The following is a 20324-nucleotide window of genomic DNA, read 5'->3' on the forward strand; positions in this document are numbered from 1 at the left end:
CGGAACGGGCCGATGTTGACTTATCGCAATGGAGAAGGGTGAAGTTTGCGAGTTGCTGGGTGCTGGAGCTGGCCGGGGACGCCACGTGAATAGCCGTTTTCCACAGGGTGACGATTTGTAATTTCCTAAACACTAAAAAAAGAGCCCCGGTATGGGACTCTTGTCCAGATCAGTTTTTCCTGTACTCGACGCGGTACACGTCATGGCGACGGTCTTTCAGCTGCTTGACCGTGCCGTCCTGGCGCTGGCGGCGCAGGATTTCGAGGTCGACGTCTCCAATCAGCACCATTTCGACATTGGCATTGGTCTCGCCGACGATACCGTCACGGGCAAATTCAAAGTCCGACGGCGCGAAGATCGCCGACTGGGCATACTGGATGTCCATGTTCTCGGTCTGCGGCAGGTTGCCGACCGTACCTGAAATGACCGTGTACACCTGGTTTTCAACGGCACGCGCCTGCGCACAGTACCGGACGCGCAGATACCCCTGCCGGTCTTCCGTGTTGAACGGCGTGAAGATGATATTCGCGCCCATGTCGGTCGCGATGCGCGCCAGTTCCGGGAATTCGATATCATAACAGATCTGGATGGCGATCTTGCCGCAGTCGGTATCAAAGACGCGGACCGCATCACCCGCAGAAATTCCCCACCACTTCCGCTCGTTCGGGGTGATGTGGATCTTGTACTGCTTTTCGATCGATCCGTCACGGCGGAACAGATACGCGATGTTATAGATTTCCTCGTCCTCTTCTTTCACGAAGTGGGAGCCGCCAATGATGTTGATGTTATAGCGGACGGCAAGGTCCGTGAACAGCTCGATGTATGGCTCTGTGTAGTCGGTCATCTTGCGCACCGCAATGCTCGGGATAGGCTCATTCAGGAATGACATCAGCTGGGTCGTGAAGATTTCCGGGAATACGACAAAGTCAGAATAAGCATCCGATGCGACATCCACGAAATACTCCACCTGACCGGCCAGGTCATCGAAACTGGAAATCTGTCGCATCTGATATTGCACCACACAGATCCGGACAGGATAGCTGGTTTTGAAGTGCCGCTTGGACTGCGGCTTGTAGTCGATATTGTTCCATTCCATGAGCGTTGCATACTTGCGTGACGCTAAGTCGTCCGGAAGATAGTCCGGATTGACCCGCATGAGCGTGAAATCATTCAAGAGCTGGAAGGACAGCACCGGGTCATAGATCTTGTGCCGGGATACGGCATCGACATACTCACGCGGTGTCATTTCTTTTTCATGTTTATAATAGTTGGGAATGCGTCCGCCGATGACGATCGACTTCAGGTTAAGTGCGCGTGCCAGATCCTTGCGCGCTTCATACAGCCGCTGCCCGACGCGCATCCGACGGTAATCCGGGTGCACCATCACTTCAATCCCGTACAGATTGTAGCCGTCCGGGTTGTGGTTGGTGATGTAGCCCTCATCCGTCACATCATCCCATGTGTGCCGGTCGTCGTATTCATCAAAGTTGATAATAAGGCTAGAACAGGAACCGATGATCTCTCCGTCGAGCTCCGCCACGAACTGGCCTTCCGGGAAGATGTTCAGATGGCTTTCAAGATGCGCCCTTTCCCATGGGTCCATCCCAGGGAAACACTCGTCCTGCATCCGCAGGATCGCTTCAATATCGTCATGGGTCATCTCTCGGATGACCATGCTTTTTTCAAATGATGACAAATCAAATTGCTCCGACATGACAGAGCCCCCTTTCTCGCATTGAGCCCATTATACGCTCTCAGGGCCCCTCAGGAAAACTCTATCTTATTTCCCCGTAAGCCAAAAGATAAACTTCTTAATTTCAAGATGACGTCAACAGATTGCCACCATCCGCCAATTCCTGGGGCAAAATCATTGTCATATCGGAGGAAATCACCCTATAATCAGAAGGAATTCAAAAGTCAGGAGCGCGTTCAATGGATAAACGCCTTGAAAATATGCTGCTTGCCGTCTGGACCGTTTCACTGGTCGCGACAGCCGGTTCCTTATACTTCTCGGAGGTCCGGGGATATGTCCCGTGCGAGATGTGCTGGTACCAGAGGATCCTGATGTATCCGATCGTCGTGATCGGGGCGGTCGCCTACTTCCGCAAGGACTTCCGGGCAGCCGTCTACACACTGGCTCTGTCGGTCATTGGTGGTCTGATTTCCCTGTACCATTACGGGATTCAGAAAATCTCTTTTCTCCAGGACAGTGCGCCGTCCTGCGGCCAGGTCAGCTGTACAGGAGCCTACATCAACTGGTTCGGGTTTGTAACCATCCCGTTTCTGGCACTCATTGCATTTATCATCATTGCCGTCATCAGCTTCCTTATGCTGAAGCGACAGAAGGAGTCGAACTGAACACATGAAAAAACTGCTCATCATCGGAGGCGCGGTCATCGTCGTATTCGCCATGATCGTCTTCCTCACGAACCAGTCCAACCAGTCCAAGCTGGAAAACAGCCCTTACGGGGACAAAAAACTTCAGCAGGCGACGATCGACCAGCTGGACGACGAGAACTACCAGAACATCATACTCCCTGACGAACTGTCGGAAAAGATTGAAGCAGGTGAAGCAGTCACTGCTTATTTCTTCAGCCCGACCTGCCAATACTGCCAGGAGATGACGCCTCGCCTCATGCCGATCGCGGAAGACATGGACGTCCAGATTGACCAGTTTAATCTGCTCGAGTATGAGGACGGCTTTATCCAATACCAAGTTGATTCTACCCCGACCCTGATTCATTTTGAGGACGGAGTAGAAGTCGGCCGCATGATCGGTGCCCAGCCAAACGAAAACATCGAAGCTTTCCTGAACGAATACGCAAAATAATTCAAAGCCGCGCGGCAAGCGCGGCTTTTTTCAAAGGGTGAGAACATGGAATTCACTTATGTGATTGAAGAAGAAGGTCTGACCGCCGAGGCCCTGCTCCGGGACCGGTGGCGCCTCGGCCGCAAAACGGTACACGAACTGCGTATGGCGGACGCCGTGAAACTCTCAAATGGCGGACGAATCCGGTGGAATGAACCCCTCCCCGCCGCCACGTCACTCGCCATCACACTGCCTGAGGGCGTATCCGGGTACATTCCGGAAAGCGGAGATCTGACCGTGGTCCATGAAGATCCGCACTGCCTCGTTGTCCACAAGCCTGCCATGCTAGCCGTCCATCCGAATGAACAGGGCGGCACCGGCACGCTCATGAACCGGGTCATTGCCCATTTCGGACCGTACGCGGAGCATGTGCACCGGCTTGATAAGGGGACATCCGGACTTGTGCTCATTGCGCGTCATCCCGTCGCCAAAGCCGTGTTCGACCGGATGCTCGAAGAGAAGGCGATCAGGCGCAGTTATTTTGCGGAAACACCGGGACGGTTCAGGACGCGGAGCGGGATCATTTCCGCTCCGATCGGCCGGGACCGCCATCATGCCACCCGGCGGCGCGTCTCGCCTTCCGGACAGCAGGCGTCCACACACTATGAAGTGATCCGTGAAGATGCCGGCAGGACCATCGTCAAACTGGAACTCGACACGGGCCGTACCCACCAGATCCGCGTCCACCTGTCCTATCTCGGCCATCCCATCATCGGGGACGAATTATATGGAGGACGTCCTTCCGCAGACGGCAGCAGGTACAGGCTCCATGCCGGAAGCCTCGCCTTCACCCATCCGTTTACCGGCAGGTCAATGGCCATCGAAGATCCGGTGCGCCCGGAATGGCTTCCATAACAAAAGACAGGGCCGGATTCATTTCCGCGCCCTGTCTTTTTTCTGTTCAAAAATCCATATTGTCCGGGTCTTTTCCTGTTCGTTCGTTCCGGTTAAGCGCATCAAGCTGTTGCATCTCTTCATCCGAAAGCGTGAAATCGAATACATCCGCATTGGAACGCACCCGCTCCGGCCGGACAGATTTCGGGATGACGATGATGTCATGCTGGAGATGCCAGCGGATGACGACCTGTGCCGGCGCCTTGCCGTGTGTTTCCGCAATGCGCGCGACCACCGGTTCTTCCATCAGTTTGCCGCGTGCCAGCGGTGACCATGCTGTAACAGCGATGTTCTCTTCCTGGCAGAATTCACGGAGCGGCTCCTGGCTCAGGTAAGGATGAAGCTCAATCTGGTTGACCATCGGCTTCACGTTGGCCTTTGCAAAGACAGCCTCGAGGTGATGACGATGGTGGTTCGAGACACCCGGCACACGGATCAGTTTCTCTTCATAAAGACGCTCGATCGCCCGGTATGTATCCGTGAACTTTCCTTCCACCGGCCAGTGCGTGAGATACAGATCAAGGTAATCCATCTTCAGGTTTTCAAGTGATTTTTCAAACGCCCGAAGCGTCTCGTCGTAGCCCTGATCAGTGTTCCATACCTTCGATGTGATGAAGATGTCTTCCCGCTTCACACCGGATGCACGGACCGCCTCGCCGACCTGGACCTCATTGCCATAGAGAGAAGCGGTATCAATGGCGAGATAGCCCGCTTCGAGCGCCGCTGTCATCGCTTCAACCGATTCGGACGGCTCGGTCATCTTGTACACGCCGAGACCTAAGCGCGGCATCTCCACTCCATTCGCGAGCGTTTTCTTCGACTGCAGATTCAGTTCCATACCTACCCCTCCTTCTGATACCCTTCCATTTTATCGGAGCTTGTCAACGAAATCGAATCATCTGTTTTTTTATGTTTTGGTTGAAATCCTGAGTTAAAACGAATAATATGATTGATGGCTCTTTTAATCGTTCGTGTTTTCAAAGGAGGAAGTTCCGTGTTTCAATTGAAACAGCATAATACATCAGTAAAAACAGAAGTTCTGGCCGGCATGACGACGTTCCTGACAATGGCCTATATCATCATCGTCAATCCGATCATCCTTGCTGATGCGGGCGTTCCGTTTGACCAGGTGTTCATGGCGACCATCATTGCATCCGTGATCGGTACGCTATGGATGGCGCTATTTGCCAACTACCCGATCGCCATCGCCCCGGGCATGGGGCTGAACGCTTACTTTACATCGGTCATCATCGCATCTGACGGTGCACTCGACTACACAGCCGCCTTCTCGGCCGTGTTTGTCGCGGGAATCATTTTCGTCATCCTGTCGCTTACCCCGATACGCGAAAAACTCATTGACGCCATCCCTGAAAACCTCAAGCATGGCATCACGGCGGGAATCGGGCTCTTTATCGCCTTTATCGGCCTCCGTCTGTCAGGGATTGTCGCACACCACGAAACCAATCTGGTGAAGCTCGGCGACCTGACTTCCCCTCCCGTTCTGCTTTCATTGTTTGGACTGATGATTACAGTCATTCTGATGGCACGTAATGTGTACGGGGCCATTTTCATCGGCATGGCGGTCACTGGCATTGTCGCCTATATGACCGGCCAGCTCCGTTTCACGGAAGGGCTTATGAAAATGCCGCATCTGCCGGAGGGGATCATCGTCTGGAACCCGATCGATGCATTTGGTGACGTCATCTCCCATGGTCTTTATGGTGTCGTATTCGCCTTCCTCATGGTGACGCTCTTCGATACGACGGGTACGATGCTCGGCGTGGCCCGCCAGGCCGGCCTCATCAAAAACGGCAAGATGCCGAGGGTCCGCCCAGCCCTGCTTGCCGATTCGGTCGCGGCCACTGCAGGCGCAATGTTCGGGACGAGCCCGACATCCGCCTACGTGGAATCCTCATCCGGCGTGGCAGTCGGCGGCCGGACCGGGCTTACGACCGTGACGGTCGGTGTGCTCTTCATCATTGCTTCGTTCTTCGGACCCCTTGTCGGCTCGCTGTCCGGGGTTGCCGCGATCACCGCTCCGGCACTGATCATTGTCGGCAGCCTGATGATCGGCATCGTCAAGGAAATCGAGTGGGATTCCTTTGACGAAGCTTTCCCTGCGTTCCTGATTATTCTCACGATGCCGCTCACTTCCAGCATCGCGACCGGGATTGCGCTCGGCTTCATTTCTTATCCGATCATCAAGATCGTCAAGGGCAGATGGCGCGATGTCCACCCGCTCCTTTACGTGTTCGCGCTGATGTTCGCCTATCAGCTGCTGTTCTTGCCTCATTGATGTGGAATGGGATTTCCGCTCCAGGCGGGATGCTAAACGTTGCTATACTCCATTGAGACGTTGACATACTTCATTGAGACGTTAACATACTTCATTGAGACGTTGACATATTGGTAAGACGTTGCAGCAAACGTGAGTACCGAACTCATCTAAAAACAGAAACGGCAACGGTACAGAAGCCTCCGGGGGGGCTGTCTGACCGTTGCCGTTTTTTATTATTTTACGGATCTGTCCGCCGCCTGTCGCTGCTTTTTCTTAAGTGTCCATGCCACAACGGCCCCGATGACAGCGTAGATCACGAAGACCGCTGCAGTCAGCCATGGTGACAGGAAAAAGAGCAGGTAAAGCTGCAGCAGCGCCGCCACCAGTGCAGTGGCCAGCAAAGCCAGCCCAGCTTTTTTGTTTCTCTGATAAAGTGTCAGGAAGATGTACCCGAACATGCCGCCAGAGATCAGCGCCACGCCGAGAAGCATCAGATTGATCATTGAATCCATGTCTGTGCGGCCCTCCCCTTACTGCCGGCCGTCAATAGTTCGACTTCGGGCGCGAAGTGATGGCCTGGAAAATAAGCAATACGGCAGACACGGCATGCATGAACCAGCCGAGGAACGGAATCCAGGCGATGGCGCTCGTCACGAGGCCGACAATGGACCCGGACTTGGCGGAAAAGTCACGGACGGCTAGGATGAGCGTGATGGCATGGAGAAGGAACATGACGCCGAGAAGGGAATAGCCCGACCCGAGGATATATAGACCGCCGAGGAACGGGATGGCGAGAAATGCTTCGCCCAGCCCTGTGACCCAGCGCATGATGGTGGATGCTCTCATTATAGATCCCTGCTTTCATTTGGATGTTAATTGTAATACGGACGGGGCGGGCCAAAAGTTTCAATTTCCACAATCATTTCTTGTCGGAAATTTGGCGGTTTTGCTGTGAAGTGCCGGCTTCGTTGCCGCGGTACGTTTTCTTTTTGCGGCGGATGCGTTATACTGGGTGGAGATCGAACTTCGAACCAGGAGGTACCGACATGAAACTTCTATTGATCCTCGGTGTCTGCTTCGCCTTCCTTTCCGCAATCTTCACAGGCGGCTATGAAGACAAGCCCGGCACTGCGAAAGATAACAAAGCAAGCCAAAGCTGAGAAAAAGGGACTGCCTTCCGGGCAGTCCCTTTTTGTATGCCAGCTTTCCTTACCGGAGACCCGGGAAACCTTGCTGGCGCAGCGCCTCAAAGACGAGGACTGCCGCCGTGTTCGACAGGTTGAGTGAGCGGATATGGTCATTCATCGGGATGCGCAGACAGCGCTCCGGATGGGCGGCAAGCAGCTCTTTCGGCAATCCGGTCGTTTCCTTCCCGAAGACGAAAAAGATATCGCGGTCCGGATCTGAGAAGTCCCTGTAGGCGTAGTTTCCTTCCCCGAATTTTGTCAGGTAGTAGAAATCGCCGCCCGGATAGGCGGAGAACACATCCTCGATCCGGTCATGGTACTCCAGGTCGACATGTTCCCAGTAATCAAGACCTGCCCTCTTCAGCATCCGGTCATCGGTTGAAAAGCCGAGCGGCCGGACCAGATGGAGACGGGTCCCGGTTCCCGCACAGGTGCGGGAGATATTCCCGGTATTGGCCGGGATGAGCGGTTCATGTAAAACGACGTGAATCATTCGTGCACTTCCTTCTTCTGGTCTGCGATGAGGCTGAGGGCGGCCCGGATCTCCTCCAGGATCTCCTCTTCCCGCTCGCGTGATTCTGCATGTTGGAGAACGGTCTCCGCCTCCGCCGTGCCGATTTTGCCGAGTGCATACGCAGAGGCGCCCCGCATGTAGGGCCGGACATCCTCGCGGAGGATGCGGGACAGTTCCGGCAGTGCCGTCTGTTCCCTGAAGTGGCCTAGTGCATAGACCGCGTTGCGCTGGATCGGGTTCTTCCCGCGCCAGGAGCCCGACATATGGCCGAATGCCTCCTTGAATTCGCGGTTCGACAGGCTCAGGAGCGGCTCAAGAAGCGGCTTCGCCAGTTCCGGATCTGGGCGGAACGCCTCATGGATCCGGTTGTGCATTCCCTTGTTTTTCGGGCAGATCGTCTGGCAGGTGTCACAGCCGTACACCCGGTTGCCGATCTCCGTGCGGAACTCCTCAGGCAGACTGCCCTTTGTCTGGGTGAGGAAAGCGATGCAGCGCTGGGCGTTCAGCCTGCCACCTTCGATCAGAGCACCCGTCGGACAGATATCGAGGCAGAGCGTGCAGTCGCCGCAGCCATCTTCGATAGGCTCATCGGGTTCAAAGGGAATGTTCGTGATCATCTCCCCGAGATAGACATACGAACCGAATTCAGGCGTGATGATCGAGCAGTTTTTCCCCGACCATCCGATGCCGGCCCGCTCCGCCACCGCCCGGTCGACGAGTTCTCCCGTATCGACCATGGAACGGAGACGGGCCCCGGGCACCCGCTCAAGGATAAAAGCTTCGAGCAGCGCAAGCTTTTCCCTGAGGACGTCGTGATAATCCTGTCCCCAGGAGGCCCGGCAGAACATCCCCCGCCTGGCACCTTTTGTTCCCTTCGGCGCGTCATCCAGCTTCGACGGATAGGCAACCGCAATCGCGATGATGCTTTCCGGCTCCTCCATAAGCAGAGCGGGGTCGGTCCTCTCGTCGAGGGAACCTTTCTCGAAGCCCGACTGGAAGCCCGCTTCCTGCTGGCGCCTCAGCCTGTTCTTCATCTCCCGAAACGGATCGGCTGTCGTAAAGCCGATTTTATCGATGCCCGCCTCCCGCGCGAACGCACGCAGCTCCCGCTGCAGTGTGACGGTATCCATAGGGACTGCCCCTTTCTATTGTGATACGATATATGAAAAGTCATAATATACAGGTGATGGACTTGAAGATTAAAGCAGATCATATCTTGTTTGAAACTGTACCGGATCTGAAATTCGGCATCATCCATTATAACAGAATCAATACCTCTGATGCTCCCGGTATGCTGAAGGGGCGGATCGGCTACTTTTACCAGGAGATGCAGATCGACCTGGAGGACAAGAACGTGACCGACATCCCGGGAGTCGCAGAATGGCGCAAAGTCTGGAAGGCATTCGGAAAGGACCCGGGCCGCTACCGCCCTTCCGCAGAGGCGCTGATCCGCCGCGTGAAAAAAGGCCAGGTACCGGGTGAGATCAATCTCGGCGTGGACCTGAACAACTTCTTCTCCGTCCGCGAAGGCATCCCGTGCGGCCTGTATGACGCCGCTTCCGTGTCAGGCGACATCACGTTCCGGCCAGGTACCGGGGCCGACGTTTACGAAGGGCTGAATGGCCGTGACAACAGCTTGGATAATATCCTTGTCACAGCCGACGCGCAGGGGGCGTTCGGCAGCCCCTTCGTCGATTCCAAACGAACCGCCGTCACAGAAACAACCGCAGAAGCGATCCATGTGCTTTATCTCCGCCCGTCGATGTCCGCGGAACAAGCAGGGATCCTGCTAGAGGAAACCGGCACCTTATTTACTTCCATGACAGGCGGCGAGTACACTCCGGCACTCCTGCATAAGGGAAACACGGAAGCAGTATTTAAAAGGGGGAATCCTGATGGGCAAGATCAACCTCGCTGAAGGCATCAAACTAAAAAGCATTCTTAATCGCAGAATCCAGGAACTCAACGAAGAATTGCAGCGCAGCGCGTTCGCCCTTGTAGAAAAAGGCAAAAAGCCGGAAACCGGACGCAGACCGATGGCGGAGATCGAGCAGGAACTGGAACGGGTAAGAAAAGACAGCCGCTCGCTTGACGGGCTCGTCTACCGCGCCAACATCGACCATGAAGTGGAATTTGAAGGCAGCAAACTGCCGATTGTGGAAGCAATCGAGTTTGCCACACAGCTGCGGGCCCAGGCATCAGCATACAAGTCCTTTTCCCAGGCACAAAAAGAAGAGATCCAGTTTGGCTACTCAGAAGGAACGGTCGTCTACCGTATCGCCTTGTTCGATCCTGAAGACTATCGCAAAAAGGCCGAGGAAGCCGAGCGCCGGGCTCACAAGCTGTCCAATGCAGTCAACGCGAAAAACTACACCGTTATCCTCGACTTTGATGACAGTGCCTACTACTGAACCCCCGGAAAGGTGAGAGTCCTTTCCGGGGCATGGCCCGGATGCCATTAACCTTAGCGAAACCGATGACCGGTCACCCGTCACGCTGTGACCCATCACCCATGACCAACCACGGCAAACGCAATGACCTCCCATCGTATTTCAGGCGTCCGGCCATGGAAAACGCCCCCTTCCGCTTCGGCGGAATGGGGGCGTTTTCGTATGGCCACGCACATAGTTAAATAGTTGCCCGATTATACCCGGATACATCCTCATCCAGCAAGATTCCCGTCCCCCGCTTTTTATGTGCGGAGATGAAGAATGATGCCGTCACGAATAGCGTCGCAATGGTACCGCCGATATAGGACACGGTCAAGTCGATCCCGAAGCCCATCGTCGGCTCGAACAGGATATAAACGAAAACCATGGACGTCATAAAGATCGCCGGAACCGTCGCAATCCAATGGTTCTTATGCTGCAGGAACAGATACATCGCGCCGACCCAGAGGGCGATCATCGCAGTGACTCCATTTGCCCACGAGAAATAGCGCCAAAGCAGGTTGAAGTCGATTTTCGTCAGCACGAAGGAAATGACGAACAGCGGGATCGCGATCCAGAGGCGGCTCATAATCTTTGCCTGTCCGATCTTAAAGTAATCGGCAATGATCATGCGGGCCGCACGGAAAGCCGTGTCCCCGGAAGTGATCGGAAGAACAATGACACCAAGGACTGCAAGAGTTCCTCCGATGGCACCCAGCATCATGACAGAGACATCACTGACCACCGCCGCAGGACCGCCAGCAGCAATAAGCTCATTCAGCCCGCCGTAGCCGTTGAACAGGCTCATGGCGGCTGCTGCCCAGATCATTGCGATGATGCCTTCTGCAATCATCATGCCGTAGAAGATCTTGCGTCCTTCCTTTTCCTGCTTTGTCGTCCTGGAGATAATCGGCGTCTGCGTCGCATGGAAGCCGGACAGTGCCCCACAAGTGATCGTGAAGAACAGCAGCGGGAAGACTGGAAGGTCACCCGGATGCATGTTCGTGAATGACAGCTCCGGAATCGGTGCCCCTGTCACAACAAGGCCGATGCCAACGCCCAGCGCCGAGACTACCAGCAGTGCACCGAACCATGGATAAAACCGCCCGATGATCTTATCGATCGGAAGCAATGTCGCCAAAACATAATACAGGAAGATGATACCGACAAGGATTCCCAGCGCCACTTTGCCGTCAAGGATGATATTGAGCAACATTGCCGGTGAAGTGACGAACACTGTCCCGACAAGGATGAGCAGAAGCAGCGCAAAGATATTGACGACGTGCTTCATGAGATTACCCAGGAACTTGGACGCAAGTTCCGGAAGATGAGCCCCTTTATTCCGTATTGAAATCATCCCTGTCAGATAATCATGTACCGCCCCTGCAAAAATACATCCGACGACGATCCAGATAAACGCAACCGGACCGTAAAGTGCTCCTGCAATGGGACCGAACACAGGACCTGTCCCGGCAATGTTCAGTAGCTGGATCAACGAATTCTTCGGAGTCGACATCGGTATATAATCTACACCGTCCCCATTCACATACGCCGGTGTCGGCCGTTCGTTCTTGGGGCCGAAGACTTTCTCGACATATTTTCCGTATGTAAAATAACCTACGATCAACAGCAAGATGCTAAGCAAAAAAGTAATCATCTGTCCTTCCCCCTGCTCTCTGTTGTACGACACAATTTTATCACTTATAACAGAGAACGCAAGATTACTTTTTTAATATAATGACATTTCTTCTATTCGAATGATTGGCTTCCCTTCCTGAAAGACGAAGCGGCCTCAATCCGGGGAGTACCGGACTGAGGCCGCTTGCAAGTTGACCCAGACAATTGGCCTGGGCGACTTATTTCAGGGGTGCGGATGCCGCCGGAAGCTTTTTCAGCTTGAGCGCCAGAATGAAGCCCGCCACTGACAGGATGCCACCGACAAAGAATGCGACACGGACACCGGTCATGAGCGCATCCGGGGAAGGAATGGCTGATGACCCGACGGCTGTGGCCGTACCGGTCATGACGGACACGAGAAGCGCCGTGCCGATCGATCCCCCGATCATCCGGAATGTATTATCCATCGCCGTGCCATGGGAGATCAGCCGGGCGGGAAGCGAGTTGATCCCCGCCGTGCTGAGCGGCATCATCAGCATCGACAGGCCGAGCATCCGGAGGCCGAATACAAGTCCGAGCAGGACAAGCGGCGTATCCGGGGTCATGAAGAGGAACGGCACTGTCGTCACGACTTGCAGCGCAAATCCGGCAATGACAAGCCAGCCTGCCCCGAACCGGTCGAAGATCCGTCCGGAAAATGGGGACATCGCACCCATCGCAATGGCGCCGGGCAAAAGCAGCAAGCCTGATTCAAATGCTGTACCGCCGCGCACGTTTTGTACGTACAGCGGCAACAGCGTCTCCGTTCCGATCAGAAGAGCGAATGTAATCATGCCCATCGGAATGATGAGGCGGTATACACCGGAGCGGAACACACCGAAATTGAGGATCGGTGTCTCAAGTGCCAGCTGCCGGCGTATAAACAGGTACAGCGAGACAGAACCGACGGCTGTGGAAATCAGCACGTTCGGACTCAGCCAGCCTTCCCCGCCGATACTGCTGAAGGCAAACAGCAGTCCGCCAAAGCCAAGCGTCGACAAAACGATAGATGGAAGATCTATCGTCACCGGACGCTGCTGCGTAACGTTCTTCATGAAGATGAATACAGCTATCAGGTGCAGCACAGCCAAAGGCAGGACGATCGAGAAGAGCACTCTCCAAGAACCAAAGCTGAGCACCCATCCGGCCAGGGTCGGTCCGATTGCCGGCGCAAAACCGATGGCCAGCCCGACAAGTCCCATGACGGAACCGCGCCGGTTCACCGGGAAGATGGTGAGGAGAATCGTCTGCATAAGCGGCATCATCATCCCGGCTCCCGCCGCCTGGATTACACGGGCGACCAGCAGGAAGAAAAAGCTTGGGGCCACGGCTGCGACAAGCGTGCCTGCCGCAAACAGTCCGCTGGCAACCATAAGCAGACGCCGGCTTGAAAAGCGGTCGATCAAAAATGCCGTGATCGGGATCAGGATACCGTTGGTCAGCAGATAAGCCGTCGTTACCCACTGCGCTTCGTTCGCGTCAATGGAGAAGTCCACCATGATAGGCGGAAGCGCCACAATCAGGAGCGTCTGATTCAGGAGAGCCACGAATGCTCCGGTGATAAGGACAATCAGGATGACTGTCCGGTTGTATGCGGGAAGATCCGAAGATTGCTCGTGTTCTTGCATGGGTATTTCCTCTTTTCTTATGTATGAGCTACCGTACAGTATAATTGAAAATTCTTCCGCTGCCCATTCCAAACGGACAAATCTGCATCCCCCCGCATAGGCTATCGGGACATCATGAAAAGGAAGTGAATGGTTTGTTTATGGGACACCCTCCGTTTCCTTCCCATTGTTCATGCGGAATGTGGGCACCGGTGCCCGCTCAAGGCCCTTGGATGACAGGAATGGACCCTGCCGACGGGTATCGTCACCACGGTACGCCAACTCATTTCCGGGATCACGGCAGACGCCCTTATGTTGTTGATATTCATGAAGCTTCTTTGGCCAACCCGAACTTCCGGACGGCCATCTGGACCGGCAAATACTTGCAGGTGACATTAATGTGTATTCCTCCCGGAGGAGATATCGGCAAGGAAATCCACCCGAATACCGACCAGTTTCTGAGGATCGAGCAAGGCCAGGGCATTGTTCAGATGGGCCGTACTCCCGACCGTCCGGAGTTCACCAGACATGTCAAAGAAGATGATGCAATCTTGATTCCTGCCGGCTATTATCATAACTTCACCAATACCGGCCACGTTCCGATCAAGATGTATTCTATCTACGCCCCGCCACAGCATCCGCGAGGCACCGTCCATCAGACGAAAGAGGATGCTATGGAAGCAGAAGAAAGCCATTAATGGAAAGAAGCTGCCTGCAGATGCAGGCAGCTTCTTTCATGGTTCACATCGCGGTCAGGCCACCATCGATGACAAACTCAGACCCCGTAGAGTAACTGGAGTCGTCCGATGCGAGGAACAGCACCATATTCGACACTTCCTCGGACCGGGCCATCCTTCGGAGCGGAATCTGTTTGGCGAACTCCCTGATCTGCTCGATGGCATCCCCCTCGGTGACCATCGGCGTCTCGATCACGCCCGGGTGGACCGAGTTGACGCGGATGCCAAGACCGGCGAGCTGAAGAGCGGCTGACTTGGTAAGTCCACGGACAGCGAATTTCGTATCTGTATAGCCCGGTGCTCCCCCAACAAGCCCGTTCATTGAGGAAATATTGACAATCGATCCTCCCCCGGCTTTCTGCATCGATGGGATGACTGCCTTGATGCCCAGGAAAACCGAGACTTGGTTAATTTCCACAATCTTGCGGTACTCATCCTCCGTCATATCGAAGATGGTCTTCGCCATGCTGATGCCGGCGTTATTGACGAGGATTTCAATCGGCCCGAATGCCGCTTCCGCTTCTTCGACGACCATCTTCCAGTCCTCTGCTTTTGTCACATCCTGCTTGACAAAATGCACCGATTCACCAAGTTCTTCCGCAAGAGCACGACCGCCTTCAACATTCAGGTCCGTCAAGATCACCTTCGCACCCTCAGCCGCAAATTTCCTTACATGGGATTCACCCATGCCGCGGGCACCGCCTGTTACGATTGCAACTTTTCCATCCAACTTGCCCATTCTGCATCCCTCCCGGCAGATTCACTTCTATATAAAGAATAACTCCGACATCCTGTTTTCGCGAGCAGGAGCCAATGAATTCACCAGAATGTAAAAAACACCGTCCATCCTGGACAGTGCCTCACTTTGCAGACTGTTTTAATTCGCTGAAAAGCTTTTGTGCTTGCTGTTCCGCCTGTCGGGAATCTTTCCCGTAAACGGTGATCAGTTTGTTTTCAATGATAAAGTTCCATTGACGTGTCATACCCATTCACCTGCCTTCGATGCTTCCTTCACTTCTGTACCCTATTAAGCAGAATGCTAAACAAAAAGCTGGCCCATCATGAGGGATGGACCAGCTTTAAGATACCGACAGGATTGAACCCTGATATGAATGTTCCATTTACATAGGTCTGTGGCACGGTCAGCCGACGAGTTTTCCCGATCAGCTTCAGCATCTCAACCGGATGCAGGTCGACATTCACTTCCCGATACGCTATTTCATGGTCATCCAGAAAGCTTCTGACCATCGCACATACCGGGCACAAAGTGTTCGTATAGATGATGACGTTCGGTTCCATCAGATTGCTCCAATCGCTTTAATACCCTCATTCTAACCACTTCATCAAGCTGCTGCAAAAATCCGGACTTGAAAACCGCTCCGCAAAATCCTGTTATACTAATCCTACAGCGGAATTTTCAGACAGAAAGAATAGGAGCATGCGTGATGAAAAAAGAAAACTATGAGTTAGCTGTCGGACTGAGGCGGGAATTGCATCAACACCCCGAACTTTCCAATGAAGAAACCTGGACAAAAAGGCGGCTGATCAAATTCCTAAAGGTGCATACGAGCCTCGAGATCATTGACAGGGGAAGCTGGTTTTTCGCGGCCCACCGAGCCGGCAAAAACCGCCGGAACATCGCATTCCGCGCCGATTTTGATGCTCTGCCGATTGATGAAACCATCGATCTCTCCTGGGGCTCCAAATTTCCCGGCAAGGCTCATAAATGCGGCCATGACGGTCACTCTGCAACACTGGCGGGTTTCGCACTGGAAGTGGATCAGCAAAAGCCGGATGTGAATGTTTTCTTCCTGTTCCAGCCTGCCGAAGAAACCGGTGATGGTGCCATACAGTGCGTCAGTCTCATCGAGGATGAACAAGTCGACGAATTCTATGCCTACCACAATATGAGCGGGTTCCCTTTCCAGGCCGTCGGGATCCTTGATGGGACGATGTTCTGCGCATCTAAGGGATTGACGATCCATCTTGATGGGCTTCCTGCCCATGCCAGCCAGCCTGAGGACGGCATCAATCCTGTGTTCGCGCTTGCCTCCATAGTCCATGCTATCCCGCAACTCATTAATCCCGCAGACTACCAGGGGCTGGTACTTTGCACCGTCGTCCAAATTCAGGCCGGAGAAAAAGCGTTCGGCATTTCGGCTTCCAATGGGGTTCTCCGCCTGACGATCCGTGCGTTGTATGAATATGAATTGGAACGGGTTCAAAAGAAGCTCGAGCAATATTCAGCAGCACTGGCGGATGAACACGGACTTCGTATCCGTTTCGAATACAACGATGAATTCCCCGAAACGGCCAATGACAAGGAAACGGCGGACAAGGTCCGTGCAGCTGTAAAGTCGGCAGGCCTCAAAGACTTTGAAATGAAAGAGGCCTTTAGAGGGTCAGAAGACTTCGGCCATCTGGCGAAGCTGACCAAAGCGGCCTATTGCATCATCGGAAATGGTGAAGATCATCCTCACATCCACACCGCCGAATACGATTTCCGCGACGAACTGATCGAAAGCGGAACCGACTTGTTCCTCGCCATCCTGGAACAGTAAGATTCATTATTTTTCACTGCACTGTGCTAGTGTTATAATGTAAAAACCCAAAATTTCGAGAAGCTTCGAACAATGGAGTTTTGGGCATTCGCCAAGAATGATCAACTTTAGATAATGGGAGATGAGAACATGGAATCGAAAATTAGAATCGGCATCGTCGGGTACGGCAATCTCGGAAAAGGCGCAGTGGCAGCCATCCGGCAGACAACTGACCTTGAACTCGTTGCCATCTTCACGAGAAGAGAACCGGAATCCCTGAACCTGGACGATTCGTCCATCCAAGTCGCCCATATTTCCGATGCAGCCGACTATAAAGATAAAATCGACGTCATGCTGCTGTGCGGCGGCTCGGCGCATGACCTCCCTGAACAGACGCCACATTTCGCAAGCCTGTTCAATACAGTCGACAGCTTTGACACCCATGCGAAGATTCCTGAGTTTTACAAGGCAGTCAATGAGGTGGCTGTAAAGCACAACACCACTGCGATCATCTCTGTCGGCTGGGACCCGGGCCTCTTCTCCATCAACCGTGTAATGGCCGATGCCATCCTACCAAACGGCGAGAACTATACATTCTGGGGCAAAGGCCTCAGCCAGGGCCACTCCGATGCGGTACGTCGCGTAGAGGGCGTCAAAAATGGCGTGCAATACACCATTCCTGCTGATGCGGCTATCGAAAAAGTGCGGAGCGGACAAAATCCTGAACTAACGACAGCTGAAAAGCACCGCCGTGTCTGCTACATCGTGCCGGATGAAGGAGCGGATCAGGCAGCGCTCGAAAACGAGATCAAGACAATGCCGAACTACTTTGCTGACTACGACACGGAAGTCAATTTCATCACCGAAGAAGAACTCAAGCGTGACCATTCCAAAGCCCCTCACGGCGGATTCGTCATCCGTGGCGGAAACACCGGAGACGGCAACAAGCAGATCTTCGAATTCTCCCTGAAGCTCGACAGCAACCCGGAATTCACGGCAAGCGTCCTCGTAGCCTACGCACGGGCCGCTCACCGATTGAGCCAGGAAAAACAGTACGGCGCCAAAACTGTTTATGACGTAGCACCAGGATACATCTCGCCGCGATCGGCAGAAGAACTCCGGAAAGACTTTTTGTAATCAATTGTTTCTGAGCCGCCAATTTAGGCGGTTCTTTTTATGTGCACAAAAAAGAACAGACAACACATGGCTGTCTGTATCGTAAAACTAAACAATTAGTCTTGCCTATCCATAAATGTAGCGACCATTTTGTTCAATTCAGCATTTTCGTCTGTTAAAAGTTTGACCCGATCTTCCACGTTTTCCAGGGCATCTGCTTTTTTGTAACCTTCAATTCTTGCATCCAGCCATTCCTCAAGTGACTCAAATTCATTCAATTCCTTTGCTTCTGTCAGCCGTTTGATCATATGTGCAGACCCTTGTGAAGCATGAATTTGAGCGCCTCCGTTTGAAGCAGCGTCAACGATCGAGCCCATTACAACTCCTGTAGCTTGTTCGGGAGTTGGCTCGGGAACAGTGCCGTCATGGTAATGTCTTCTTGCGACCATCTGGCCACTGCTTCGGTCGAACAACATACCGTTTTCATATGCGACAAGTTGTTCAGCATTGACGCCTTGATACGTCGGATCGTCCTTCGGGATTTGTCCTTCTTCAGGAAGCTCATAGTCAGCGAAGAACTGAGCGATTTCTGGTTCGTATCCTGGTTCAGTCAGAAATTCACCATTTAATGCTTGTTCTTCGTTAGTTTCAATTGAATGATTAGTAATCGACTCAGCAACTACCTTCAAAGAATCAATAGCTGCTAAGAGCCTTTCGCCATATTTAACTGAATCCGTCATTTTAGAAATTGACTCAAATTCTTCTTTCATCTCTGTCAGCCATCGTTCAACTGTTCCGTCTTCGTTTGCTTCCAAAGCTAATTCAAGACTCTGTATACGGATTTCAACACGATCATCAAGTGGTGATTGTGGACCGTAGGCGGCACCAATAATTTTACCTGCAACAACAGCTGGAATTTGCTCTGGAGTTGGTTCAGGGGACTCTTCTGGAGTGTTCATTATTGTAGAAGCATGCCTGGTCTCCTTGCTCAGAATATATCCATTTTCATAAGCCACATACTCTTCAGGATTGTGAGAGTTGTAAAGTGGATCATCGTCTGAGACCCGACCTTCTGTTGGAAGCTCGTATTCCTCAAAGTATTTGATAACCTTTTCTTCGAGAGTCATTTCCGATTGTTCAGCAGCAATTGCAGTTGAATCAGCTTTAGTTTCTTTATCAGAACTACATCCTGCCAGGAAACCCATTGACAATACAATTGAACCGACAGTGATAAGAACTTTATTAGTTTTAATCATAAGTAATATATAACCATCGGGTTAGCATAATACTTAGATTTCTATGTACACTTTCAATAATGCTGTTGATTAATTCAAAAGTGAGATGACGCGTAAAAGGAGAAGAAGAACAAAAAAGACGTCCTCGCAGATGCGAAGACGTCTGTCATTTGTATATTCGTTGGTACCGGTGGTCGGGATCGAACCGACACTCCGTAAGGAACACGATTTTGAGTCGTGCGCGTCTGCCAATTCCGCCACACCGGCATGATATAAAATCATGCAGAAACAAAAATGGAGGCGGCAACCGGAATCGAACCGGTGATAAGGGAGTTGCAGTCCCTTGCCTTACCGCTTGGCTATGCCGCCGTATAAAAAATGGAGCGGAAGACGGGATTCGAACCCGCGACCCCCACCTTGGCAAGGTGGTATTCTAGCCACTGAACTACTTCCGCGAAAAACTGGGGTAGCTGGATTCGAACCAACGAATGACGGAGTCAAAGTCCGTTGCCTTACCGCTTGGCTATACCCCAATGGGGCGGCTGATGGGAATCGAACCCACGAATGCCGGAACCACAATCCGGTGCGTTAACCACTTCGCCACAACCGCCACAGTTATATAATATTGATTGACCCCGGAGAACGTGAGGAACACGAACAATGGGGCGACTGATGGGAATCGAACCCACGAGTGTCGGAACCACAATCCGATGCGTTAACCACTTCGCCACAATCGCCGTCAGTCAATAATGGCAGGGGCAGTAGGAATCGAACCCACAACGGAGGTTTTGGAGACCTCTGTTTTACCGTTAAACTATGCCCCTATGTATGGTGGAGGGGGGCAGATTCGAACTGCCGAACCCGAAGGAGCGGATTTACAGTCCGCCGCGTTTAGCCACTTCGCTACCCCTCCATGGGTGGTGCCGGCCAGAGGACTTGAACCCCCAACCTACTGATTACAAGTCAGTTGCTCTACCAATTGAGCTAGGCCGGCAAATGGTGGCTTGGGACGGAATCGAACCGCCGACACAAGGATTTTCAGTCCTTTGCTCTACCGACTGAGCTACCAAGCCATCATATAATATTTATGTAAAAAATGGCGGTCCCGACGGGAATCGAACCCGCGATCTCCTGCGTGACAGGCAGGCATGTTAACCGCTACACCACGGGACCATTGGTTGCGGAGGCAGGATTCGAACCTGCGACCTTCGGGTTATGAGCCCGACGAGCTGCCACTGCTCCACTCCGCGATAATAATATAA

21 protein-coding genes and 12 tRNA genes are annotated in these 20324 nt (G+C 53.1%); 9 read left to right on the plus strand and 24 right to left on the minus strand.

Features of this window, described 5'->3' with window-relative positions:
• Positions 1-169 precede the first annotated feature (169 nt).
• Positions 170-1714: a carbon-nitrogen hydrolase family protein gene (locus BMX91_RS15410; RefSeq protein ID WP_092056196.1), complete on the minus strand. Its 1545-nt coding sequence runs from the start codon at positions 1712-1714 to the stop codon at positions 170-172.
• Positions 1715-1932: 218 nt separating this feature from the next.
• On the opposite strand from BMX91_RS15410, the gene BMX91_RS15415 reads away from it, so the two are divergent.
• Genes BMX91_RS15415 through BMX91_RS15425 form a run of 3 tightly spaced genes read left to right on the plus strand, consistent with a single transcriptional unit; the run spans position 1933 to position 3724 of the window.
• On the plus strand, positions 1933-2358 hold the full coding sequence (locus BMX91_RS15415; protein WP_092056199.1) for a disulfide oxidoreductase: 426 nt from the start codon (positions 1933-1935) through the stop codon (positions 2356-2358).
• A 4-nt stretch (positions 2359-2362) separates the two neighbouring features.
• Positions 2363-2830 (plus strand): thioredoxin family protein, encoded by a 468-nt coding sequence (locus BMX91_RS15420; RefSeq protein WP_092056202.1) that lies wholly within the window; start codon positions 2363-2365, stop codon positions 2828-2830.
• 45 nt (positions 2831-2875) lie between these two features.
• Complete coding sequence (locus BMX91_RS15425) at positions 2876-3724, plus strand: RluA family pseudouridine synthase (protein WP_092056204.1); 849 nt, start codon at positions 2876-2878, stop codon at positions 3722-3724.
• Positions 3725-3770: 46 nt separating this feature from the next.
• Here BMX91_RS15425 and BMX91_RS15430 read toward each other — a convergent pair whose 3' ends face one another.
• Complete coding sequence (locus tag BMX91_RS15430) at positions 3771-4601, minus strand: aldo/keto reductase (RefSeq protein WP_177168426.1); 831 nt, start codon at positions 4599-4601, stop codon at positions 3771-3773.
• Positions 4602-4757: 156 nt separating this feature from the next.
• On the opposite strand from BMX91_RS15430, the gene BMX91_RS15435 reads away from it, so the two are divergent.
• Positions 4758-6059 (plus strand): NCS2 family permease, encoded by a 1302-nt coding sequence (locus BMX91_RS15435; RefSeq protein ID WP_092056207.1) that lies wholly within the window; start codon positions 4758-4760, stop codon positions 6057-6059.
• Positions 6060-6274: 215 nt separating this feature from the next.
• Here BMX91_RS15435 and BMX91_RS15440 read toward each other — a convergent pair whose 3' ends face one another.
• The 4 genes from BMX91_RS15440 to queG form a co-directional block, all read right to left on the minus strand.
• On the minus strand, positions 6275-6553 hold the full coding sequence (locus BMX91_RS15440; protein WP_092056209.1) for a hypothetical protein: 279 nt from the start codon (positions 6551-6553) through the stop codon (positions 6275-6277).
• A 31-nt stretch (positions 6554-6584) separates the two neighbouring features.
• Positions 6585-6887 (minus strand): hypothetical protein, encoded by a 303-nt coding sequence (locus BMX91_RS15445; RefSeq protein ID WP_092056212.1) that lies wholly within the window; start codon positions 6885-6887, stop codon positions 6585-6587.
• Positions 6888-7250: 363 nt separating this feature from the next.
• Entirely contained in the window at positions 7251-7721 is a 471-nt protein-coding gene (trmL, locus tag BMX91_RS15450; RefSeq protein WP_092056215.1) for a tRNA (uridine(34)/cytosine(34)/5-carboxymethylaminomethyluridine(34)-2'-O)-methyltransferase TrmL, read from the minus strand.
• Positions 7718-8872 (minus strand): tRNA epoxyqueuosine(34) reductase QueG, encoded by a 1155-nt coding sequence (queG, locus tag BMX91_RS15455; RefSeq protein WP_092056217.1) that lies wholly within the window; start codon positions 8870-8872, stop codon positions 7718-7720. Before queG ends, trmL begins: the two co-directional genes overlap by 4 nt.
• A gap of 86 nt (positions 8873-8958) precedes the next feature.
• On the opposite strand from queG, the gene BMX91_RS15460 reads away from it, so the two are divergent.
• Together BMX91_RS15460 and BMX91_RS15465 are read left to right on the plus strand one after the other, a co-directional pair.
• The gene (locus BMX91_RS15460) at positions 8959-9660 is read left to right on the plus strand and encodes a B3/B4 domain-containing protein (protein WP_245744490.1); all 702 of its coding nucleotides are present in this window, start codon (positions 8959-8961) and stop codon (positions 9658-9660) included.
• Positions 9638-10153: a DIP1984 family protein gene (locus BMX91_RS15465; RefSeq protein ID WP_092056220.1), complete on the plus strand. Its 516-nt coding sequence runs from the start codon at positions 9638-9640 to the stop codon at positions 10151-10153. Before BMX91_RS15460 ends, BMX91_RS15465 begins: the two co-directional genes overlap by 23 nt.
• Before the next feature lie 217 nt (positions 10154-10370).
• Here the strand turns inward: BMX91_RS15465 and BMX91_RS15470 are convergent, their stop codons facing one another.
• Together BMX91_RS15470 and BMX91_RS15475 are read right to left on the minus strand one after the other, a co-directional pair.
• Positions 10371-11828 (minus strand): carbon starvation CstA family protein, encoded by a 1458-nt coding sequence (locus BMX91_RS15470; protein ID WP_092056223.1) that lies wholly within the window; start codon positions 11826-11828, stop codon positions 10371-10373.
• A gap of 199 nt (positions 11829-12027) precedes the next feature.
• On the minus strand, positions 12028-13455 hold the full coding sequence (locus BMX91_RS15475; protein WP_092056226.1) for an MDR family MFS transporter: 1428 nt from the start codon (positions 13453-13455) through the stop codon (positions 12028-12030).
• Positions 13456-13667: 212 nt separating this feature from the next.
• Here BMX91_RS15475 and BMX91_RS15480 point away from each other — a divergent pair, with 212 nt between their 5' ends.
• A complete protein-coding gene (locus BMX91_RS15480) occupies positions 13668-14132 on the plus strand; it encodes a cupin domain-containing protein (protein WP_092056229.1) in 465 nt (154 codons plus the stop codon).
• A gap of 43 nt (positions 14133-14175) precedes the next feature.
• Here the strand turns inward: BMX91_RS15480 and BMX91_RS15485 are convergent, their stop codons facing one another.
• The 3 genes from BMX91_RS15485 to BMX91_RS15490 all read right to left on the minus strand — a co-directional run bounded on the left by BMX91_RS15485 (position 14176) and on the right by BMX91_RS15490 (position 15470).
• Complete coding sequence (locus BMX91_RS15485) at positions 14176-14910, minus strand: glucose 1-dehydrogenase (RefSeq protein WP_092056235.1); 735 nt, start codon at positions 14908-14910, stop codon at positions 14176-14178.
• A gap of 121 nt (positions 14911-15031) precedes the next feature.
• Positions 15032-15154: a hypothetical protein gene (locus BMX91_RS15990; RefSeq protein ID WP_281242850.1), complete on the minus strand. Its 123-nt coding sequence runs from the start codon at positions 15152-15154 to the stop codon at positions 15032-15034.
• A gap of 76 nt (positions 15155-15230) precedes the next feature.
• A complete protein-coding gene (locus BMX91_RS15490; RefSeq protein ID WP_092056240.1) occupies positions 15231-15470 on the minus strand; it encodes a glutaredoxin family protein in 240 nt (79 codons plus the stop codon).
• A 146-nt stretch (positions 15471-15616) separates the two neighbouring features.
• Here BMX91_RS15490 and BMX91_RS15495 point away from each other — a divergent pair, with 146 nt between their 5' ends.
• The gene (locus BMX91_RS15495; protein ID WP_092056243.1) at positions 15617-16732 is read left to right on the plus strand and encodes a M20 metallopeptidase family protein; all 1116 of its coding nucleotides are present in this window, start codon (positions 15617-15619) and stop codon (positions 16730-16732) included.
• 129 nt (positions 16733-16861) lie between these two features.
• Entirely contained in the window at positions 16862-17848 is a 987-nt protein-coding gene (locus BMX91_RS15500) for a diaminopimelate dehydrogenase (RefSeq protein WP_092056246.1), read from the plus strand.
• Between the two features lie 95 nt (positions 17849-17943).
• On the opposite strand, the gene BMX91_RS15505 is transcribed toward BMX91_RS15500, so the two are convergent.
• From BMX91_RS15505 to BMX91_RS15565, 13 genes are all read right to left on the minus strand, one after another.
• Positions 17944-19083, minus strand: coding sequence for a hypothetical protein (locus tag BMX91_RS15505; protein WP_092056250.1), 1140 nt, complete (start codon positions 19081-19083; stop codon positions 17944-17946).
• 161 nt (positions 19084-19244) lie between these two features.
• Positions 19245-19329: transfer RNA gene (locus tag BMX91_RS15510), tRNA-Leu, on the minus strand.
• Positions 19330-19357: 28 nt separating this feature from the next.
• A tRNA-Cys gene (locus BMX91_RS15515) sits at positions 19358-19431 on the minus strand.
• A gap of 10 nt (positions 19432-19441) precedes the next feature.
• Positions 19442-19517, minus strand: a tRNA-Gly gene (locus BMX91_RS15520).
• A gap of 6 nt (positions 19518-19523) precedes the next feature.
• Positions 19524-19595: transfer RNA gene (locus BMX91_RS15525), tRNA-Gln, on the minus strand.
• A gap of 1 nt (position 19596) precedes the next feature.
• A tRNA-His gene (locus BMX91_RS15530) sits at positions 19597-19672 on the minus strand.
• Between the two features lie 51 nt (positions 19673-19723).
• Positions 19724-19799, minus strand: a tRNA-His gene (locus tag BMX91_RS15535).
• 13 nt (positions 19800-19812) lie between these two features.
• Positions 19813-19886 (minus strand) — tRNA-Trp (locus BMX91_RS15540).
• 5 nt (positions 19887-19891) lie between these two features.
• Positions 19892-19975: transfer RNA gene (locus tag BMX91_RS15545), tRNA-Tyr, on the minus strand.
• Positions 19976-19980: 5 nt separating this feature from the next.
• Positions 19981-20056 (minus strand) — tRNA-Thr (locus tag BMX91_RS15550).
• A 3-nt stretch (positions 20057-20059) separates the two neighbouring features.
• A tRNA-Phe gene (locus BMX91_RS15555) sits at positions 20060-20135 on the minus strand.
• A 24-nt stretch (positions 20136-20159) separates the two neighbouring features.
• Positions 20160-20235 (minus strand) — tRNA-Asp (locus BMX91_RS15560).
• Between the two features lie 2 nt (positions 20236-20237).
• Positions 20238-20312 (minus strand) — tRNA-Met (locus tag BMX91_RS15565).
• Positions 20313-20324: the final 12 nt, after the last annotated feature.

Origin of the sequence: Bhargavaea ginsengi (genome assembly GCF_900109165.1) — a bacterium.
GTDB lineage: Bacteria > Bacillota > Bacilli > Bacillales_A > Planococcaceae > Bhargavaea > Bhargavaea ginsengi.

Coding starts and splice junctions, on each gene's coding strand:
- BMX91_RS15410 (WP_092056196.1), bottom strand. CDS start 1,714: ATGTCGGAGCAATTTGATTTGTCATCATTTGAAAAAAGCATGGTCATC.
- BMX91_RS15415 (WP_092056199.1), top strand. CDS start 1,933: ATGGATAAACGCCTTGAAAATATGCTGCTTGCCGTCTGGACCGTTTCA.
- BMX91_RS15420 (WP_092056202.1), top strand. CDS start 2,363: ATGAAAAAACTGCTCATCATCGGAGGCGCGGTCATCGTCGTATTCGCC.
- BMX91_RS15425 (WP_092056204.1), top strand. CDS start 2,876: ATGGAATTCACTTATGTGATTGAAGAAGAAGGTCTGACCGCCGAGGCC.
- BMX91_RS15430 (WP_177168426.1), bottom strand. CDS start 4,601: ATGGAACTGAATCTGCAGTCGAAGAAAACGCTCGCGAATGGAGTGGAG.
- BMX91_RS15440 (WP_092056209.1), bottom strand. CDS start 6,553: ATGGATTCAATGATCAATCTGATGCTTCTCGGCGTGGCGCTGATCTCT.
- BMX91_RS15445 (WP_092056212.1), bottom strand. CDS start 6,887: ATGAGAGCATCCACCATCATGCGCTGGGTCACAGGGCTGGGCGAAGCA.
- trmL (WP_092056215.1), bottom strand. CDS start 7,721: ATGATTCACGTCGTTTTACATGAACCGCTCATCCCGGCCAATACCGGG.
- queG (WP_092056217.1), bottom strand. CDS start 8,872: ATGGATACCGTCACACTGCAGCGGGAGCTGCGTGCGTTCGCGCGGGAG.
- BMX91_RS15465 (WP_092056220.1), top strand. CDS start 9,638: ATGGGCAAGATCAACCTCGCTGAAGGCATCAAACTAAAAAGCATTCTT.
- BMX91_RS15470 (WP_092056223.1), bottom strand. CDS start 11,828: ATGATTACTTTTTTGCTTAGCATCTTGCTGTTGATCGTAGGTTATTTT.
- BMX91_RS15475 (WP_092056226.1), bottom strand. CDS start 13,455: ATGCAAGAACACGAGCAATCTTCGGATCTTCCCGCATACAACCGGACA.
- BMX91_RS15480 (WP_092056229.1), top strand. CDS start 13,668: ATGACAGGAATGGACCCTGCCGACGGGTATCGTCACCACGGTACGCCA.
- BMX91_RS15485 (WP_092056235.1), bottom strand. CDS start 14,910: ATGGGCAAGTTGGATGGAAAAGTTGCAATCGTAACAGGCGGTGCCCGC.
- BMX91_RS15990 (WP_281242850.1), bottom strand. CDS start 15,154: ATGACACGTCAATGGAACTTTATCATTGAAAACAAACTGATCACCGTT.
- BMX91_RS15490 (WP_092056240.1), bottom strand. CDS start 15,470: ATGGAACCGAACGTCATCATCTATACGAACACTTTGTGCCCGGTATGT.
- BMX91_RS15495 (WP_092056243.1), top strand. CDS start 15,617: ATGAAAAAAGAAAACTATGAGTTAGCTGTCGGACTGAGGCGGGAATTG.
- BMX91_RS15500 (WP_092056246.1), top strand. CDS start 16,862: ATGGAATCGAAAATTAGAATCGGCATCGTCGGGTACGGCAATCTCGGA.
- BMX91_RS15505 (WP_092056250.1), bottom strand. CDS start 19,083: ATGATTAAAACTAATAAAGTTCTTATCACTGTCGGTTCAATTGTATTG.